Here is a 19,965-nt window from a genome sequence, read left to right as displayed (position 1 = left end):
TCCGGCTTCAGCTGCTCCTCGTTGCGCACGTCGCTGCCGCCGTAGCGGGCCGCGTCCGTGTTGAGGACCTCGACCCAGGCCTCCGGGCCGTCCGGCACGCCGATGCGGTAGTCCTGGCGCACCACCGGGGAGAAGTGCGAGACGGCGATCAGCGGTGAGCCGTCGGCGTCGTAGCGCACGAACGAGAACGCGTTGTCCTCCGCCGCACCGCCGTCGATCCAGTCGAAGCCCCCGGGGTCGGTGTCCCGCTGCCAGAGCGCGGGCAGCGCGTTGTAGACCCCGTTGAGATCCGTGACCAGGTTGCGTACGCCCCGGTGGTCGCCGGAGGCCTCGTACGTCTCGTCGAGCAGCCACCAGTCCGGGCCGTGACCCTCGGACCACTCGGCTCCCTGCGCGAACTCCTGTCCCATGAACAGGAGTTGTTTGCCGGGGTGCGCCCACATGAAGCCGAGGTAGGCGCGGTGGTTCGCACGCCGCTGCCACCAGTCGCCGGGCATCTTGCTGACCAGGGCCTGCTTGCCGTGCACCACCTCGTCGTGCGAGATCGGCAGCACGTAGTTCTCGCTGTACGCGTACACCATCGAGAAGGTCATCTCGTTGTGGTGGTACTTGCGGTGGATGGGCTCCTTGGACATGTACACCAGGGAGTCGTGCATCCAGCCCATGTTCCACTTCAGGCCGAAGCCCAGCCCGCCGTGGTCCGTGGCGCGGGTGACGCCCTCCCAGGCGGTGGACTCCTCGGCCATCGTGACGACTCCGGGGTTGCGCCGGTAGACCGTCGCGTTCATCTCCTGGAGGAAGGCCACCGCGTCCAGGTTCTCCCGGCCCCCGAACTCGTTCGGCGACCACTGGCCGTACTCGCGGGAGTAGTCCAGGTAGAGCATCGAGGCGACCGCGTCGACCCGCAGTCCGTCGATGTGGAACTCCTCGCACCAGTAAGTGGCGTTGGAGACCAGGAAGTTACGGACCTCCTTGCGGCCGTAGTCGAACTCCAGGGTGCCCCAGTCCGGGTGCGCGGCCCGGTTGGGGTCGGAGTGCTCGTACAGAGGGCGGCCGTCGAACTCGGCGAGCGCCCAGTCGTCGCGGGGGAAGTGTGCCGGCACCCAGTCCATGAGGACGCCGATGCCCGCCGCGTGCAGCGCGTCGACGAGGAAGCGGAAGTCGTCCGGGGTGCCCATGCGTGACGTCGGCGCGTAGAAGCCGGTGACCTGGTAGCCCCAGGACCCTCCGAAGGGATGCTCGGAGACCGGCATCAGCTCCACGTGTGTGAAGCCGAGCTCCCTTACGTACGAGGGGAGTTGGCCGGCCAGCTGGCGATAGGTGAGGCCGGGTCGCCAGGACGGCAGGTGGACCTCGTAGACGGAGAACGGGGCCTCGTGGACCGGGCGGTCGCCCCGGTGGCTCATCCAGTCCGCGTCCTGCCACTCGTGGTGCGACGCGGTGACCACCGAAGCGGTGGCCGGAGGCACCTCGGTGCTACGGGCCATCGGGTCGGCGCGCTGGGTGTGCGAGCCGTCGGGCCTGCTGATGTCGTACTTGTAGACGGCGCCCTCACCGACGCCGGGGAGGAACAGTTCCCATACGCCGGTGGAGCCGAGGGAGCGCATGGGGAAGGCCGTGCCGTCCCAGTAGTCGAAGTCGCCCGCGACGCGGACGCCACGCGCGTTCGGCGCCCACACGGTGAACCGGGTGCCCGCGACACCCTGGTGCTCCATCGGCTGGGAGCCGAGCGCCTTCCACAGCTCCTCGTGCCGGCCCTCGCCGATCAGATGCAGGTCGAGTTCGCCGATGGCCGGCAGGAAGCGGTACGGGTCCTCGACCTCGATCGTGTCGTCGTCGTAGCCGACCCGCAGCCGGTACTCCTCGGGCACGGCCGGAAGCGGCAGGACCCCGGAGAAGAAGCCGTCGCCGTCGCTCTGCAGTTCGGCCCCCTTGCCCTTGACCACCACCGCGACGGAGCGCGCGTGGGGGCGCAGCGTCCGGAAGATCACACCGCCCGAGGCCGGGTGCGCGCCCAGGACACCGTGCGGGTCGTGGTGCTCACCGGCGAGCAGCCGCCCCCGGTCCGCGTCGTCCAGGGCGGTGGCGGGCAGCACGTTCCTGCTGCCCCCGCCGCGGCGGGGGCGGGGTGTGGTGCCGGCGGCCGCGGTGGCCCGCTTGGCCCGGGCGCGCTTGGCGGGGGGTGGCGTGGGGGACCCGGCAGGCGCCTCCGCGTCGGCGGGGCCGGCGACGGGAGCGGTGGAGGGAGGCGCGGCGGCGGTGACCTCGGCGGCCACCGGCTTGGCCGTGGGCGGGACCTCGACGGGTTCGGACGGCTTGCGGGACGGCTTGCGGGCGGTCACGAAGACAGCCTCCTCGGGTGAGTGGTGGGAAGCGGAGGTCGCGCGGGCGTGGCGGCCAGGCGCTGGATGGCGGCCATCGGGACGGGCAGCCAGTCGGGACGGTGCCGGGCCTCGTACAGGACCTCGTACACCGCCTTGTCGGTCTCGTGGGCACGCAGCAGCTCCGGCCGGGCGCGCGGGTCGGAGCCCGCCGCGCGGGCGTAGCCCTCGCAGTACGCGGCACGGCAGCGGGCCGCCCATTCGGGGTTCCACGGGTGGTGCGAGCGGGCCGCGTAGTCGAAGGACCGCAGCATCCCGGCGACGTCGCGCACCGTCGGCTGCGGGCTGCGGCGCTCGGGCAGCGGCTTGGCGGGCTCTCCCTCGAAGTCGATCAGCGACCAGAAACCGTCCTCCCCCCGCAGGGTCTGGCCCAGGTGCAGATCGCCGTGGACACGCTGGGCCGCCCAGCCGCGCCCCGTGTCCCCGAGCGCCGCGACGGCGTCGAAGGCGGCCCGCAGCCCCGGTACGTACGGGATGAGTGCCGGGACGGCCTGTGCCGTCGCCTCCAGCCGCTCCACCATCCCGGCCACCAGGTCCCTGGTCCGGTCGTGGGCCAGGGAGGGTGTCGGCAGCGCGGCGGCGAGCGCCGTGTGCACCTCGGCCGTCGCCGTGCCGAGCGCATGGGCCTCGGTGACGAAGTCCCGCCCCTCGGCCAGGGCGGCGAGGGCGAGTTGCCACCCGTCCTGCGCGCCGTGCAGGAACGGCTGCAGCACGCCGAGCGTGAGCGGCTCCGGGCTCGTCGTCGCCTCGAACCACGCCACCGGTGCGGGGACCCGGCCACAGCCCTCGCGGCCGAGCGCGAGCGGCAGTTCGAGATCGGGGTTGGTGCCGGGGAAGACCCTGCGGAAGATCTTCAGGATGAGCGCGTCCCCGTAGACGAGCGAGGAGTTGGACTGCTCGGTGTCCAGGAAGCGCGGAGTGAGACCCGGCGGGATGGGCTTCGCGCGGTCGAAGCGGAGTGGGCCGAGGGAACCGGGATCGCGGAGCCGCTCCAGCAGGAGATCGGCGACGCGAGGGTCGTGCAGACCCTCGTACAGGGTGCGGCCGGCCAGCGGCCCCTCGGTGACCTGGCCGATGCGCGCGCCGGCCAGCCGCTGGGGCAGTGCGGTGCGCACACCGAGCAGCAGCTGGTAGCAGTCGCCCTGCGACTGCGCCGGGCGGCCGCTCGGCTGGTGGACCCGGACGAGCAGATGCAGCAGCCCGGGACCCGTGCCCGTGGAGTCCAGCGGCAGTATCTCCGTCGCGGCGACGAGCGAGAATCCGGTGACGGCCTGCCCCTTGCCGGCGAACCACCGCTGACGGGGCACCCACTCGTGGAGCAGCGGGGCGAGTGAGGGGAGCAGCGCCGTGGTGCCCGTGGCGCTCGAATGTCTTCTTGTCGTCTTTCTCGATGTTGTGCTCTTCGCCAGGGCGACTCGAGTGGATGCAGCCTCCGACATGGCATCGCGTCCTTTCCCCGGGCACACCACAGGATGCGAAGAGTGTCCCGGATTGCGGCAATGGCTGTCCGGCTGTGCGGGACGTGTCGGGTGAGGAAAGTCCGTACGGACGTGATCAGAGTGGCTGATGAGCCCTCAGGAACCCCGAAGAGCTCGATATGGGGTCAGAGTGCCCCCTGCGGGGCGGCGGAAACCGCCCCGCAGGGGACGCCGGCGGGATGATGTGCCGTCAGTTCGCGGGCAGTGGCGGGATGCCGGCCGGAGCGTCCTTCCGCATGCGGAACCAGTAGAAGCCGTGGCCGGCGAGGGTCAGCAGGTAGGGCCACTGGCCCACGGCCGGGAAGCGCACCCCGCCGATCAGTTCCACCGGATGGCGTCCTTGGAAGTCCCGCAGATCCAGCTCGGTCGGCTGCGCGAACCGCGAGAAGTTGTGGACGCACATCACGAGGTCGTCCTTGTACTCACGGGTGAACGCGAGGACCGCCGGGTTCGACGAGGGGAGTTCGCTGTAGGAGCCGAGGCCGAACGCCGGGTTCTGCTTGCGGATCTCGATCATCCGGCGCGTCCAGTGCAGCAGCGAGGACGGTGACGCCATCGACGCCTCGACGTTGGTGACCTGGTAGCCGTAGACCGGGTCCATGATCGTGGGGAGGTAGAGCCGCCCCGGGTCGCTGGAGGAGAAACCGGCGTTGCGGTCGGGCGTCCACTGCATCGGGGTGCGTACGGCGTCGCGGTCGCCCAGCCAGATGTTGTCGCCCATCCCGATCTCGTCCCCGTAGTAGAGGATCGGGGAGCCCGGCAGGGACATCAGCAGGGCGGTGAACAGCTCGATCTGGTTGCGGTCGTTGTCCAGCAGCGGCGCCAGCCGCCGGCGGATGCCGATGTTGGCCCGCATCCGAGGATCCTTGGCGTACTCCGCGTACATGTAGTCGCGTTCCTCGTCCGTGACCATCTCGAGCGTGAGCTCGTCGTGGTTGCGCAGGAAGATGCCCCACTGGCAGCCCGACGGGATGGCCGGCGTCTTCGCCAGGATCTCCGAGACCGGGTAGCGGCTCTCGCGGCGTACGGCCATGAAGATACGGGGCATCACGGGGAAGTGGAACGCCATGTGGCACTCGTCGCCGCCGGCCGTGTAGTCGCCGAAGTAGTCGACGACGTCCTCGGGCCACTGGTTGGCCTCGGCCAGCAGGACCGTGTCCGGGTAGTTGGCGTCGATCTCCTTGCGGACCCGCTTGAGGAAGTCGTGGGTCTCGGGGAGGTTCTCGCAGTTGGTGCCCTCGCGCTGGTAGAGGTAGGGCACGGCGTCGACCCGGAAGCCGTCGATGCCGAGGTCCAGCCAGAAGCGCAGGGCCGAGATGATCTCCTCCTGCACCGCCGGGTTCTCGTAGTTGAGATCCGGCTGGTGCGAGAAGAAGCGGTGCCAGTAGTACTGCTTGCGGACCGGGTCGAAGGTCCAGTTGGACGTCTCCGTGTCGACGAAGATGATCCGCGCGTCCGGGAACTGCTTGTCGTCGTCGGCCCAGACGTAGTAGTCGCCGTACGGCCCGTCGGGGTCGGTTCGGGACTGCTGGAACCAGTCGTGCTGGTCGCTCGTATGGTTCATGACGAAGTCGATGATCACGCGCATGCCGCGCTGGTGCGAGGCGTCGACGAACTCCACGAAATCGGCGAGGTCGCCGAACTCGGGCAGCACGGCGGTGTAGTCGGAGACGTCGTAACCACCGTCGCGGAGAGGTGACTTGAAGAACGGCGGCAGCCAGAGGCAGTCGACGCCCAGCCACTGCAGGTAGTCGAGCTTGGCGGTGAGGCCCTTGAGGTCCCCCACGCCGTCCCCGTTGGAGTCCTGGAAGGACCGGACGAGTACCTCGTAGAAGACGGCGCGCTTGAACCAGTCGGGATCGCGGTCCTTGGCGGGAGTGTCCTCGAACAGGTCGTGGACAGGCTCATTGACGATCATGTTGTGGGTGACCCTCCGGTCGGCGGGGACGGTCGCAGGACCGCGATGTGCGCCGGTGTCACACCCGGCTCGAGACGCACGTAGAAGGTCCTGCCCCAGTGATAGGTGTCGCCGGTGAGCTCGTCGCGCACCGGCACGCTCTCGTGCCGGTCGAGGCCGAGACGCGGCATGTCCAACGAGACCGTGGCCTCCTGGGTGTGGTGAGGGTCGAGGTTGACGACCACCAGGACGGTGTCCGGGCCGGAGCGCTTGCTGTAGACGATCAGCGCCTCGTTGTCGACCGAGTGGAAGTGGACGTCGCGCAGTTGCTGTAGTGCCGGATGGCGGCGCCGGATCCGGTTGAGGGAGGTGATCAGGGGGGCGAGCGAGCGGCCCTCACGTTCCGCCGACTCCCAATCCCTGGGCCTCAGTTGGTACTTCTCGGAGTTCTGGTACTCCTCGCTCCCAGGATGCACCGGGGTGTTCTCGCACAGTTCGAAGCCCGCGTACACACCCCAGGAGGGGGACAGCGTCGCGGCCAGCACGGCCCGGGTCTCGAAGGCGGGACGGCCGCCCTCCTGGAGGTAACCGGGAAGAATGTCGGGCGTGTTCACGAAGAAGTTGGGCCGCATGTACGAGGAACTCTCGCCCGAGAGCTCGGTCACGTACTCGGTGAGTTCCTGCTTCGTGTTACGCCAGGTGAAGTAGGTGTACGACTGCTGGAAGCCGACCGAGGCCAGCGTGCGCATCATCGCGGGACGGGTGAAGGCCTCCGCAAGGAAGATCACGTCCGGGTCGGTGCGGTTCACGTCGGCGATCACCTTCTCCCAGAAGACCACCGGCTTCGTGTGCGGATTGTCGACGCGGAAGATCCGTACGCCGTGCTCCATCCAGAACCGCAGGACGCGGACGGTCTCGGCGACGATCCCGCTCAGGTCCTTGTCGAAGGCGATCGGATAGATGTCCTGGTACTTCTTCGGCGGGTTCTCGGCGTAGGCGATGGTCCCGTCCGGGCGGTGGTGGAACCACTCCGGATGCTCCGTCACCCAGGGATGGTCCGGGGAGCACTGGAGCGCGAAGTCCAGCGCGATCTCCATCCGCAGTGTGCGGGCCGTCGACACGAAGTGGTCGAAGTCGTCCAGCGTGCCGAGACCGGGGTGGACGGCGTCGTGACCGCCCTCGGCGGAGCCGATCGCCCAGGGCACTCCCGGATCGTCGGGGCCGGGGGTCAGGCTGTTGTCCGGGCCCTTGCGGTGTGCAGTGCCGATGGGGTGGATCGGTGGCAGATACACGACGTCGAAGCCCATCGCGGCCACGGCCGGAAGCCGTTCCGCGGCGGTCCGGAACGTGCCGCTGACCATCCTGGTGGCGGGCCCGGCGATGTCCGCCGTGACCGCAGGGCTCTTCTTCCGCGTGGCCGCCGCGGTCTTGGCGGTCTTCGTGGCCCGCGGCTTCCGGGCGGGCTTCGGGGGAGCGGCCGGCTCCTCCCGTGCCCCCTCGGAGCGTGGGAACAACTCGTACCAGGAGCCGTACAGGGCGCGGCGGCGCTCGACGGTCAGCGGCAGCGGACGGGAAGCGGTGACCAGCTCGCGCAGCGGATGGCGGCCGAGCGCCTCGTCCACATCGGCGGCCAGCGCGGCCGCGAGCCGGGAGGCCGCCGGGCGCTGCGTGTCGCGCAGCGCGTCGACGGCGGCCAGCACGGCCTCGCGCCCGTCCTTCTTGGGTACGCCCTCGGCGGCGCGGGCGTACAGTTCGGCCCCCTCGTCGAGGACCAGGGCGGTGTCGATGCCCGCCGGGATCTTGATCCGGGCGGCCGCGCGCCACGTACTGACCGGATCACTCCACGCCTCGACGGTGTACGTCCAGCGGCCCTCGGACTCCGGGGTGACATCGGCCCCCCACCGGTCGGTGCCCGGGGCCAGCTCGCGCATCGGCGTCCAGGGGCCGGGCCGTCCGTGCGGGTCGCACAGGACGACGTTGGCGGCCACGGCGTCGTGGCCCTCGCGGAACACGGTGGCGCTGACCTCGAAGGTCTCGCCCGCGACGGCTTTGGCCGGCCGTCTGCCGCAGTCGACGAGCGGACGGACGTCCAGGACGGGAATGCGACCGATCATGGAATCACCTGGGGGTCGGAGCTCGGCATGCGGGGCGCGCGACGTGGGCGTGAGGGGCTGACCGCGCGCGCCGCGATGGTGGGGTTGCGTCCTTTGTAGCCGCTCGGCTGTCGGCTGGCGGGCTGTGGGCATGGCCGCTCCTGTCCGCGTTCACTCGAATGGCACTCGAATGGCAGGTGCGCGGACGGTTCGTGCTCGGACCGGGGCACCTGGGATGTGCAGCGCGGGGTGTTACCGGGGAAGCTTTCCCACCGCTTTCGGGAGGCCAATCCCGACGGTGTGTTAACTCCTGGGTGCAACGGGTGCACGCGCCGTGGGCCGCGCGCCGGTCCCCCGGCCGTCACGCGGGCACCTCCGCAGCCTTCCCTGTGGTGCGGGGTGCCACAAGTCCGCGTGAGGTGAGGAATCAGCCATATCGCCCGTGACAGAAGGTAGGTAAATGGCGCATCTGGCCCATGGGGCGCACGGGGCGCGAGGAGCCGGAGTTGCCTTTCGGGCCCCGGTGCCAGCGGTGGTCCAGGAGTCGCGGGAGGGAGGGCGCCCACCGTGCGGTGCCGGGGGCCGGGGCGGGCGTACCGCGCCGCGACGGGCCCACTGAGCCGGTCGCGCGCCGTGGTTGCCCGCGGGGCCGCACCGCTACCGTCGAGGGTGACGGAGAGGGCGCCCACCGTCGTGCGTCCCCTCGGATCCGTAGGTCCCCTGTAAAGGTGGGATACGTGAAGGCCATTCGTCGGTTCACCGTGCGCCCCGTCCTCCCCGAACCCCTGCGACCGCTCAGCGACCTCGCCCGCAACCTGCGATGGTCCTGGCACACCGAGACCCAGCAGCTCTTCCGGGCCGCCGACCCGGAGGGCTGGCGGCCGGCGGACGCCGACCCCGTGCGTCTGCTGGGCGCCGTCTCCGCGGCACGCCTCACCGAGCTGGCCGGTGACCAGCGCTTCCTGAGCCGCCTCACCGAGGTGTCCGAGGGGCTCCGGGAGTACCTCGGCGGCCCGAGGTGGTATCAGAACCAGCTCTCCCAGGGCGCGGAGCTCCCCGCCGCCGTCGCCTACTTCTCACCCGAATTCGGGGTCACCGCGGCCCTGCCCCAGTACTCGGGCGGGCTCGGCATCCTGGCCGGTGACCACCTGAAGGCCGCCAGCGACCTGGGCGTGCCGCTCATCGGCGTCGGCCTGCTCTACCGGCACGGCTACTTCCGCCAGAGCCTGTCCCGGGACGGCTGGCAACAGGAGCACTACCCCGTACTCGACCCCAACGAGCTGCCGCTCACCCTCCTGCGGGAGGCGGACGGGGCCCCCAGCCGTGTGGTGCTCGCCCTGCCCGGCGGCCGCTCCCTGTACGCCTCGGTCTGGCTGGCCCAGGTCGGGCGCGTCCCCCTGCTGCTGCTCGACTCCGACGTCGAGGAGAACGCACCGGGCGAGCGCGACGTCACCGACCGGCTCTACGGCGGGGGCAGCGACCACCGGCTGCTGCAGGAGATGCTGCTCGGGATCGGCGGTGTGCGCGCGGTGCGCACCTACTGCCGGCTGACCGGGCACGCGGCACCCGAGGTGTTCCACACCAACGAGGGGCACGCCGGATTCCTCGGCCTGGAGCGCATCCGGGAACTCTCCGAGACGGGACTGGACTTCGACGCCGCCCTGGAGGTCGTGCGGGCCGGCGCGGTCTTCACCACGCACACACCGGTGCCCGCCGGGATAGACCGTTTCGACCGCCAGCTCGTGGCCCGTCACTTCGGTGACGACGGCGAGTTGCCGGGCGTCGCGGTCGAGAAGATCCTGCGCCTGGGCATGGAGACCTACGACGGCGGGGAGCCCGGCCTCTTCAACATGGCGGTGATGGGGCTGCGGCTCGCCCAGCGGGCCAACGGTGTCTCCACCCTGCACGGATCCGTCAGCCGGGAGATGTTCTCCGGGCTGTGGCCGGGATTCGATCCCTCCGAGGTGCCGATCACCTCGGTGACCAACGGGGTGCACGCCCCGACCTGGGTCGCACCCGAGGTTCTCCGGCTGGGTGCCGGCTCCTTCGGCTCCGAACGCGCCGAGAACGCCCTCGCCGGTGCGGAGGTCGGCCAGGAGGCGGGCGTCGACGGCGGGACGGCCGGCACCCCGAGGCGCTGGGACGCCGTGACCGCCGTCCCCGACCGTGAGATCTGGGAGCTGCGCCGGGGGCTGCGCGAGCAGCTCGTCACCGAGGTGCGCAAGCGGCTCTACGCCTCATGGCGCAGGCGCGGCGCGGGCACCGCCGAACTGGGCTGGATCGACGGTGTGCTCGACCCGGACGTGCTGACCATCGGCTTCGCCCGCCGGGTGCCCTCGTACAAGCGGCTGACGCTCATGCTGCACGACCGCGACCGGCTGCGGGAGCTGCTGCTGCACCCGACGCACCCCATCCAGATCGTCGTCGCCGGCAAGGCGCACCCCGCCGACGACGGCGGCAAGCGGCTCGTGCAGGAGCTGGTGCGCTTCTCCGACGACCCCCGGGTGCGCCACCGCATCGTCTTCCTGCCGGACTACGGCATGGGGATGGCACAGAAGCTCTACCCGGGCTGCGACGTCTGGCTCAACAACCCGCTGCGGCCGCTGGAGGCGTGCGGCACCAGCGGGATGAAGGCGGCGCTCAACGGCTGCCTCAACCTCTCGGTGCGTGACGGCTGGTGGGACGAGTGGTTCGAGCCCGACTTCGGCTGGGAGATCCCCACCGCCGACGGCGCCGCCACCGACGAGGCGCGGCGCGACGAGCTGGAGGCCAACGCCCTCTACGCGCTGATCGAGGACCGGGTCGCCCCCCGCTTCTACGACCGCGACGCCGAGGGCCTGCCCGAGCGGTGGATCGAGATGGTCCGCCGCACCCTGGTGACCCTGGGGCCCAAGGTCCTCGCGGGCCGCATGGTGCGGGAGTACGTCGAGAGGCTCTACGCTCCGGCGGCGCAGTCCCGGCGTGCGCTCGAGCCCGCCACCGCCCGCGAGCTCGCCGCGTGGAAGGCCAGGGTCCGTGCCGCCTGGCCGCAGGTGGCGGTGGACCATGTGGAGGCATCCGCCGACACCGTCGTAGGGGGGTCCGCCGAGCTGGGGTCCAGCATGGCGCTCCGGGTCCGGATCGCCCTGGGCGGTCTCGACCCGGAGGACGTGGAGGTGCAGGTGGTCGCCGGACGGGTCGACTCCGGCGACGCGATCGCGGAGGCCCGGACGTATCCGCTGAAGCCGGCCGGCGGTCACGACCTGGAGGACCGCTGGCTGTACGAGGGCCCGCTCGCCCTCGACCGTACGGGCCCCTACGGCTACACCGTGCGCGTCCTGCCCGCGCATCCGCTGCTCGCCTCGGGTGCCGAACTCGGCCTGGTCGCGGTGCCGAACGGGTCCACGGGTGACGGCGGCGGGGTCCTCCTGCGCTGACGGCCGTCCCTCAGGGTGGGCCCGGCGTGCGTATGCGCCGGGCCCACCCCTGTGTTCGTGGGGGACCACCGGTACACGACAGAGGTGCTTTTCGGCCCGACCTCGCTAACATGACTGCCGTGCCGGTGTGGCCCTGCGGCCACCGAAGTGACAGCGAGGCGTCCGGGCGGACGCGAGTGGAGGTCAGCACGGTGAACGGCGGCGGTGGCCGAGCGAGACGCCTGACCCGTCGGCTGGCCGCGCAGAACGGCGTCTCCCGGCGGCTGTACGTCCGCCGGCCGGAGCCCTTCGGACCACCGCAGGGCGACCGCTTCACCACCGCCGCGCGGATGCGTTGGCTCAACGAGGCGAGCACCCGGATCGGCACGACGCTCGACCTGGAGCGAACCGCTGAGGAGCTGGCCGGGTTCAGTGTCCCGCAGCTCGCCGACGCCGCCGCCGTCGACCTGCTGGAGTCCGTGCTGCGGGGCGAGGAGGGCGAGCGCGTCATCGGCGCGGCGGTGCCCGTCACCCGTGCCATGGCGGTGCGTGCCATCGACGCGCTGAGCGGACTCGAACCCGCCCCGGTGGGCGAGGTGGTCGACCGCAGGGAGCGCCGCGAGACGCTGCTGACCACCGAGTGCCTTCGCAACCGCCGGCCCGTGATGGTCAGCCGGATGACCCCGGAGGACTTCGAGCGGGTCGCGCCGACGGCGAGCGCGGAGGTGGCGATGCGCCGTCAGGGCGTCCACAGCTACATGGCCGTTCCGCTGATCGCGCGCGGTGTCCTGCTGGGCTCCGCGGATTTCGTACGCGCCGGCGACAGCCCGCCCTTCCACCGCACCGACCTGGAGCTTGCGGGACAGCTCGCCTCCATGGCGGCGGTGTTCATAGACAACGCCCGGCTCTACGGGCGTGAACGCGAGCACGTCGTCTCGCTGCAGCGCTCCCTGCTCCCGCGCGCCACGCCGCACACCCCCGGCCTGCGGGTGCACGCCCACTACGCCCCGGCCGTCGAGGCGCACGGGGTGGGCGGGGACTGGTACGACGTGGTGGCACTCCCCAGCGGGCGTACGGCGCTGGTCGTCGGCGACGTCACCGGCCACGGGCTGCCGGCCGCCGCCACGATGGGCCGGCTGCGGACCGTCGCCCGTACGCTGATGATGCTGGACATCGCCCCCGACCGGCTGCTCGCCCGGCTCGACCTGGCCACCCGCGACCTGGAGGACGACCAGGTCGCCACGTGTCTGTGCGCGGTCTACGATCCGGCGGACTCCAGCTACACGATCGCGAGCGCGGGGCACCCGCCGCCGTTGCTGGTGGAGGCCGGCGGCACCGCCCGCTACCTCGACGTGCCGGTCGGAGCGCCGCTGGGCGCCGGGGTCATCCCCTACGACCCGCTGCGGTTCCGCGGCCCGGTGGGCGGACGGCTCGTCTTCTACACCGACGGCCTGATCAAGACACGCACCGACGACGTGGACGTACAACTGGAAGGGCTGCGCGCCTCCGTGACCGCGATGGCGCCCGAGCAGCTCGACGCGGGCGGCCCGCTCACCTCGCCGCGGCAGGACGACGGCCGGTTCGACGAGGCGGTCTTGCTGATCGCCGGGGGCCACGAGCTCTCCCCCGAGGTGCGGTTGCGGGAGTGGGACCTGCCGACGGAGGGGAATCCCGCCTCCACCGCCCGCAAGCTGGTCACGGAGCAGCTCGCGCAGTGGGACCTGTCCGAACTCGCCGACGTGACGGAGCTGGTGGTCAGCGAACTGGTCGGCAACGCCCTGCGCTACGGAGGCGGTCCCGGCCGGCTCCGTCTGCTGTGCGACGAGCGGCTCCAGGTGGAGCTGGCCGACACCGGCCCCGACCTGCCGCAGATCCAGCACGCCGACGTGAGCGACGAGGGCGGGCGGGGTCTCCAGCTCATCAACCTGCTGTGCCGCAGGTGGGGTTCGTGCCGGACGGCGACCGGCAAGATCGTCTGGGCCGAGCAGAACGTCCCCGTCCGGGGCGCGGACCCGGCCTCCTGACGCACGGAACGGCCCCGGGGAGCATGCTCCCCGGGGCCGACCGCTCAGTGGTGCGCGCTCCGGGCCGCCGCCTGCTCGGCGGCGTCCCGGACGGTGCTCAGAAGGTGAGCTTGACGCTGTTGAAGGTGCCGGTGTCGCCCGAGTAGACGTCCTGGACCTTCAGGTTCCACGTGCCGTTGGCCACCTCGGACGAGGCGTTGACCGTGTAGGTCGCCACCACGTTGTCCGCGGAGTCGCTCGACGAGGAGTTCTTCAACCGGTACGCCGTCCCGTCCGGGGCGACCAGGTCGAGGACGAGGTCACCGCGGTAGGTGTGGCTGATGTTCACCGCCACGGACAAGGTGCTGGGCGCGTTGCCGGTGACGCCGCTGACGACGACCGGGAAGTTGCTCGTGCTGTTGTCGGAGATCGCCTTGGCGGTCGTGTTCTGGAAGACCTTGCCGCCCGGGTCGGTGCCGCCGCCGGGGCGGGAGCCCACGGCGATGGCGGCCCAGGCGTTGGCGACGCCGGCGTACTCGGCGCTCGACGTGCCGTACAGCTCACCGGCCACGGCGAGGGTGCCGGTGCGGGCCGCGGCGTAGTTCGTGGTGGAGGTGAACTTCGTGGTGAGCGCCTTGAACCAGATCTGCAGCGCCTTGTCCCGGCCGATGCCGGTCACCGGAAGGCCGTCCGACGTCGGGGAGTTGTAGGACACCCCGTTGACGGTCTTGGCCCCGCTGCCCTCGGACAGCAGGTAGAAGAAGTGGTTCGCCGGGCCCGAGGAGTAGTGGACGTCGACGCTGCCGAGGCCCGAGTACCACGAGTCCTTGGACGCGCCGTCCTTGCTCGGCTTGTCCATGTAACGGAGCGGGGTGCCGTCGCCGTTGATGTCGATCTTCTCGCCGACGAGGTAGTCGCCCGGGTCGGTGGCGGTGTTGGAGTAGAACTCCACGCCCGCCGCGAAGATGTCGGAGGTGGCCTCGTTGAGGCCGCCCGACTCACCGCTGTAGTTGAGACCGGCGGTGTTGGAGGTGACGCCGTGCGTCATCTCGTGCGCCGCCACGTCCAGCGAGGTCAGCGGGGCGAGGTTGCCGCTGCCGTCGCCGTAGGTCATGCAGAAGCAGCTGTCGGACCAGAAGGCGTTGACGTAGTTGTTGCCGTAGTGGACGCGGGAGTACGCGCCGACCCCGTCACCCCTGATGCCGCTGCGGCCCATGACGTTCTTGTAGAAGTCCCAGGTCTCCGCTGCGCCGTAGTGCGCGTCTGCGGCGGCGGTCTCGGTGTTCGACGCGGCGCCGTTGCCCCAGATGTCGTCGGTGCCGGAGAACAGGGTCCCGGTGCCGGACGTGCCGCGGTTCAGGTTGTACGTCTTGTGGTTGCCACGCGCACTGTCGGTGAGGTTGTACGAGCTGCCGGAGCCCGAGGTCCCCAGCGTCACCTGGCCGCTGTACTGCGTGTTGCCGGTCCCGTTCTCGATGGCCTGCCACTCGAAGAGCTTGGCGCCGGAGGAGGCGTCCGTGATGACGTGCAGCTCGTTCGGGGTGCCGTCGTGCTGGAGGCCGCCGACCACGGTCTCGTAAGCGAGCTGCGGGGTGCCGTTCGCCGCCCACACGACCTTGCGCGGTGCCTTGCTCGCCTCGGTGCTCTTCGAGCCGTCGGCCCTGGCCGCGGTGAGCGCCTGCTTCTCGGCCGTGGCCGGCGCGACGTCCGCCGCGGTGCCGACGGCCTTCAGCTGTGCCCCGGTCGCCTTCGACGCCTTGGTGACGCCTTCTGTCGTTCCGGACTTCGACGCGGACACGACCAGGTCGCCACCGAGGACGGGGAGACCGTCGAGTGTGCGCTCGTAGCGGGTGTGGGTGGTGCCGTCGACGTCCTTGACGACGTCGCGGACCACCAGCTTCTCCTTGGCACCGAGCCCCAGGTCCTCGGCGGTGGCCGCCTTGGTGGAGTTGGCCTCCCGAAGCAGTTCGGCACGCTGGGCGGGGGAGAGCTTCGCGGGGAGGGCGCCGGGATCGGCGCCCTTCGCCACGGCGGCGGGGGCCGCGGTCGCGCTTCCGGGGGCGGCCGTTGCGGCGCCGCCCTGCATTCCGACGGCGAGCAGTGCTGCGGTGGCTATCAGAGCGCCGGTCGCGGTGGCACGACGGCTGTGCGTGGATCTCACGCGGACTCCTTCTGCGAGGGGGCAACGGCCGACTGGGTGAGTGGGCCGGCAGAGCAGGCGGTGCGTGGAACGGGGGAAGAGTGCCACCGCGAACATGCGCCTGTCAGGACCGCGTCAATACATTGGCCGGAAATCGTTCGTTGCCGGAAGATGCGTGTTCGTTAACCGGACGTTTCCCCGTGTGTCATCCATGTGGCGGCGCGCATCGCCGAGATGGTCAACTGCCTTACGGTGCAGGGTGGAGAGGGGTTTCCATCGGTAGTCGTCACGTCTGTCGCCCGCAGGGGGAAGTGGACGGGGACCACGGGCTGAGATGTGCGTGAGCGTATGGCTGGATCCGGGCCGGACACCGTGCGAAGGCCGCGGGCCGCCGGGTCGGAGGGGTGATAAGGGCTCGGCGGGCGGCAGCCCTCGGCTCAGCCCGCGGGGCCCGGTCGGGGTGCGGAGGCAGCCCGGCCCACGGGTGCTGTCGAGGCGTGGGGAGCGCCGTGGGCGGGGTCGCCGATGTGGATCCAGGGCTTCGACGTCCCGCCCCGCAGTGCCTGGCCGCTGGGGGAGTTGACGCTGCCGGCCGCCACCGGGGCGGCGGTCGGCCCCTCGCCGTACCGGTTGTCCCGGGTGCGGGCCGGCCTTCCCGGCGGCCCCGGCCGTGAGGCGTGGAGCGAAGCCGGGCGGGGATCGGCCCGGTGGCGGCTGTCGCGAGCCCGGGGCCGGTGGGGCGGCACCGGCCGCGGACCCGCGGGACGGTGCCGGCACCGGGGAGCCTCAGGCCAGGCTCTCCCGCCAGGCGCGGTGCAGGCCGGCGAACCGGCCTGTGCCGCCGATGAGTTCGGCCGGGGTGCCGTCCTCCACGATCCTGCCCTTCTCCATCACCAGGACCCGGTCCGCGATCTCCACCGTCGACAGGCGGTGCGCGATCACCACCGCGGTGCGCCCGTGCAGCACGGTGTCCATGGCCCGCTGCACCGCCCGCTCACCCGGGACGTCCAGCGAGCTCGTGGCCTCGTCGAGGATCAGGACGGCGGGGTCCGCGAGCAACGCCCGTGCGAAGGCGACAAGTTGGCGCTGCCCGGCGGAGATCCGGCCGCCCCGCTTACGGACATCGGTGTCGTACCCGTCGGGCAGCGAGCTGATGAAGTCGTGTGCCCCGATGGCCTTGGCAGCGTGCTCGATCTCCTCGCGTGTCGCCTCCGGACGGCCGATCGCGATGTTCTCGGCGATCGTCCCGGAGAACAGGAACGCCTCCTGGGTCACCATCACCACACCCCGCCGCAGCTCGGGCGTCGCCAGGTCGCGCAGGTCGGTGCCGTCCAGCAGGACCCGGCCCTCCGTCGGATCGTAGAAGCGTGCCAACAGCTTGGCCAGCGTCGACTTGCCCGCACCCGTCGAACCCACCACGGCCAGGGTCTGGCCCGCGGGGATCGTCAGACCGAAGCGCGGGAGGACTTCACCACCGGTCCGGTAGGCGAACCGCACCCCCTCGAAGGCGACCGCCCGGCCCGGGTGCTCACCGGCGAGTGCGGGCAGCTCCTTCGGCGCGCCGGGCTCCGGAACCGTGGGTGTCTGCGCCAGCAGGCCCGCGATCTTCTCCAGCGAGGCGGCCGCCGACTGGTAGGAGTTGAGGAACATCCCGAGCCGGTCGATCGGGTCGTACAGCCGCCGCAGATAGAGCACCGCAGCGGCCAGCACACCCAGCGCCAGCGTCCCCGACGCGACCCGGTGGGCGCCCCACAGCACCATCGCGGCCACCGCCGTGTTGGCGACGAGCCGGGAGCCGACGACGTAGCGGGCCATCTCCAGCAGTGCGTCGCCGTTCGTCCGCTCGTGACGGCGGTTGAACACCGCGAAGTCCTCGTCGTTGGCGCGCTCCCTGCGGAACGCCTGCACGGGACGGATCCCGTTCATCGTCTCGGCGAACTTCACGATGACCGCGGCGATCGCCGAGGAGCGCGCCGAATAGGCCCTGGCCGCCCGCCGCCGGTAGCTCCGCACCAGCAGGTACAGCGGAGCGAAGGACGCCACCGCGATGGCACCGATGCCGAGGTCCAGCCAGAGCAGCATCAGGGAGATCGCCACGAACGACAGGACGACCCCGATGAGTTCCTGCAGGCCCTCGCTCAGCAGTTCGCGCAGGGACTCCACGTCCGTCGTCGAGCGGGAGATCAGCCGGCCCGAGGTGTAGCGCTCGTGGAAGTCGACACTCAGCGCCTGCGAATGCCGGAAGATCCGCCCGCGCAGATCGAGCAGCACGTCCTGGTTGATCCGCGCGGCGGCCCGGATGAAGGCGTACTGGAGGAGCCCCGCACCGAGCGAGCACACCGCGTACCCGATGCCCACTGCGGCCAGCGGGCCGTAGTCGTGGTCCCGGAACGCGGGCACACCGCTGTCGATGGCGTACGCGACCAGCAGCGGTCCCGCCTGCACCGCGACCTGCTGGACGACCAGCAGGAGGGAGGCCACCACGACCCTGGCCCGCAAGGGCCCGAGCAGGGAGGTCAGCAGCGCCCAGGTGGCGCCCCGGGGCGTGGGCAGGGCTTCGGCGTCGAACGCGTCCGCCTCACCGGCCGGCCGGCCGGACCTCTCCTCGGAGAGGTCGTCACCGGCGAGGGCGGGCCCGTCGGCAGTCGTACTGGTCATCGGGCGTTGCCCTCCTCGGGGACGAGAACACCGGTGTCGTGGGCACCGGACATCAGCCAGGCGTATTCGGCGTTGCTGCGCAGGAGCTCCTGGTGGGTCCCCACGGCGCTGATCCGGCCCCCGGAGAGCAGGGCCACCCGGTCCGCGAGCATCACCGTGGACGGCCGGTGGGCGACGACCAGCGCGGTCGTCTCCTCCAGCACGCGCCGCAGCGCCGCCTCCACCAGCGTCTCCGTATGCACGTCCAGGGCGGAGAGGGGGTCGTCGAGCACCAGGAAGCGCGGCCCCCCGACAACGGCGCGGGCCAGTGCGAGCCGCTGCCGCTGACCGCCGGAGAGGCTCAGCCCCTGCTCACCGACCTGGGTGTCGACGCCCTGCGGAAGCTCGTGCACGAAGTCGGCCTGGGCGACCGACAGGGCCCGGCGCAGCTCCTGCCCGCCGGCGCCCTGAGCACCCATCAGTACGTTCTCCCCCACGGTCGCCGAGAAGAGCGTGGGCTCCTCGAAGGCCACCGACACCAGCTCGCGCAGCCGGGACCGCTCCATGCCGGCGACGTCCTCGCCGTCCAGCAGGATGCGGCCGCCGGTGACGTCGTGCAGCCGGGGTACGAGCGCCGTCAGCGTCGTCTTGCCGGAACCCGTGGCGCCCACCAGGGCCATCGTCTCGCCCGGGCGGATCCGCAGATCGATCCTGGCCAGGACGGCCGGTGAGCCGGGCTCGGCGTCGGGGTAGCGGAACTCCACCCCTTCGAAGACGATGCCCTGCCCGCTTCCCCCGGCCCCCTCCTCCCGGGGTGCGGGCTCCGGCTCCTCCGCGACGTCCATGACCTCGAAGTAGCGGTCGGCGGCCGTCGCGGACTCCTGGCTCATCGCCAGCAGGAAGCCGATCGACTCGACCGGCCACCGCAGCGCGAGAGCCGTCGAGAGGAACGCGACCAGCGTGCCCGCGGAGAGACCGCCGTCGGCGACCTCGATCGTGCCGAGCACCAGCGCGGCACCGATCGCCAGCTCGGGAATGGCGGTGATGAGCGCCCAGATCCCCGCGAGGAGACGGGCCTTGCCCAGCTCCGTGGCGCGCAGCCGCTGCGCGAGTGCGCGGAAGGCCAGCGCCTGGCTGCGGTTGCGGCCGAAGCCCTTGACGATGCGGATACCCAGCACGCTCTCCTCGACGACGGTCGTCAGATCGCCGACCTGGTCCTGGGCCCTGCGCGCCACCAGCGCGTACTTCGTCTCGAAGAGCGAGCACAGGACCATGAGGGGGACAGCGGGTGCGAGCAGTACCAGCCCCAGAGACCAGTCCTGGGCGAACAGGATGACGAAACCGACCAGAATCGTCGTGCCGTTGACCAGCAGGAACGTCAGCGGGAAGGCAAGGAACATCCGCATCAGCATGAGATCCGTGGTCCCGCGCGAGAGCAGCTGTCCCGACGGCCAGCGGTCGTGGAACGCCACCGGAAGGCGCTGCAGATGGCGGTAGAGGTCGGCGCGCATCGACGCCTCGACTCCGGCCAGCGGCCGTGCCACGAGCCACCGCCGGAGCCCGAACAACGCCGCCTCGGCGATACCCAGCAGCAGCAGGTACAGAGCCCCCAGCCACACCCCGCCCGGATCACGGTCGGCGACCGGGCCGTCCACCATCCACTTCAGGATCAGCGGGATGACCAGGGCGAGACAGGACGCGAGTATCGCCACGAGCGCCGCGCTGATCCAGCGCACACGCACCGGTCTGACATAGGGCCACAGTCGCAGGAGGGAGCGCACGGCGGACCGGTCCGTGGACTCTGCAGGTTCTTCGGGCATCAGGAGCGAGCCTAAGGTTCACCACTGACATCGCTCACGTGGTTTTCCGGTCACGCGCCGTGGGTCGCAGTGCCCGGTCGACCGATCGGACGACGCCGGGGCGAGCGGGACGGCGGATACC

The 19,965-nt window shown here is 71.2% G+C and carries 9 protein-coding genes; 2 read left to right on the top strand and 7 right to left on the bottom strand.

Annotation, left to right across the window (positions count from 1 at the left end):
• The 4 genes from glgB to JOC24_RS27010 form a co-directional block, all read right to left on the bottom strand.
• A partial coding sequence (glgB, locus tag JOC24_RS27025) for a 1,4-alpha-glucan branching enzyme (protein ID WP_205023007.1) occupies positions 1-2,342 on the bottom strand: 2,342 nt, incomplete at its 3' end.
• On the bottom strand, positions 2,339-3,820 hold the full coding sequence (locus JOC24_RS27020) for a maltokinase N-terminal cap-like domain-containing protein (protein ID WP_205023006.1): 1,482 nt from the start codon (positions 3,818-3,820) through the stop codon (positions 2,339-2,341). The genes JOC24_RS27020 and glgB, both read right to left, overlap by 4 nt.
• A 229-nt stretch (positions 3,821-4,049) precedes the next feature.
• Positions 4,050-5,777 carry a maltose alpha-D-glucosyltransferase gene (gene treS, locus JOC24_RS27015; protein ID WP_205023005.1) on the bottom strand — a complete coding sequence of 576 codons (1,728 nt, stop codon included), beginning with the start codon at positions 5,775-5,777 and terminating at the stop codon, positions 4,050-4,052.
• Positions 5,774-7,870 (bottom strand): alpha-1,4-glucan--maltose-1-phosphate maltosyltransferase, encoded by a 2,097-nt coding sequence (locus JOC24_RS27010; protein ID WP_205023004.1) that lies wholly within the window; start codon positions 7,868-7,870, stop codon positions 5,774-5,776. Before JOC24_RS27010 ends, treS begins: the two co-directional genes overlap by 4 nt.
• A 716-nt stretch (positions 7,871-8,586) precedes the next feature.
• On the opposite strand from JOC24_RS27010, the gene glgP reads away from it, so the two are divergent.
• Positions 8,587-11,265 carry an alpha-glucan family phosphorylase gene (glgP, locus tag JOC24_RS27005; protein ID WP_205023003.1) on the top strand — a complete coding sequence of 893 codons (2,679 nt, stop codon included), beginning with the start codon at positions 8,587-8,589 and terminating at the stop codon, positions 11,263-11,265.
• Positions 11,266-11,456: 191 nt separating this feature from the next.
• Complete coding sequence (locus tag JOC24_RS27000) at positions 11,457-13,268, top strand: SpoIIE family protein phosphatase (protein WP_374104528.1); 1,812 nt, start codon at positions 11,457-11,459, stop codon at positions 13,266-13,268.
• A gap of 97 nt (positions 13,269-13,365) precedes the next feature.
• Here the strand turns inward: JOC24_RS27000 and JOC24_RS26995 are convergent, their stop codons facing one another.
• From JOC24_RS26995 to JOC24_RS26985, 3 genes are all read right to left on the bottom strand, one after another.
• On the bottom strand, positions 13,366-15,408 hold the full coding sequence (locus tag JOC24_RS26995; protein WP_205023002.1) for a M4 family metallopeptidase: 2,043 nt from the start codon (positions 15,406-15,408) through the stop codon (positions 13,366-13,368).
• A gap of 765 nt (positions 15,409-16,173) precedes the next feature.
• Positions 16,174-18,045, bottom strand: coding sequence for an ABC transporter ATP-binding protein (locus JOC24_RS26990; protein ID WP_205023001.1), 1,872 nt, complete (start codon positions 18,043-18,045; stop codon positions 16,174-16,176).
• Positions 18,042-19,844, bottom strand: a complete 1,803-nt coding sequence (locus JOC24_RS26985; RefSeq protein WP_205023000.1) for an ABC transporter ATP-binding protein — start codon at positions 19,842-19,844, stop codon at positions 18,042-18,044. The genes JOC24_RS26990 and JOC24_RS26985 overlap by 4 nt, the downstream gene beginning before the upstream one ends.
• Positions 19,845-19,965: the final 121 nt, after the last annotated feature.

This window comes from Streptomyces sp. HB132 (assembly GCF_016909575.1).
In the GTDB taxonomy this organism is placed as follows: Bacteria; Actinomycetota; Actinomycetes; order Streptomycetales; family Streptomycetaceae; genus Streptomyces.
This window is presented reverse-complemented; position numbering and strand designations above follow the sequence as displayed.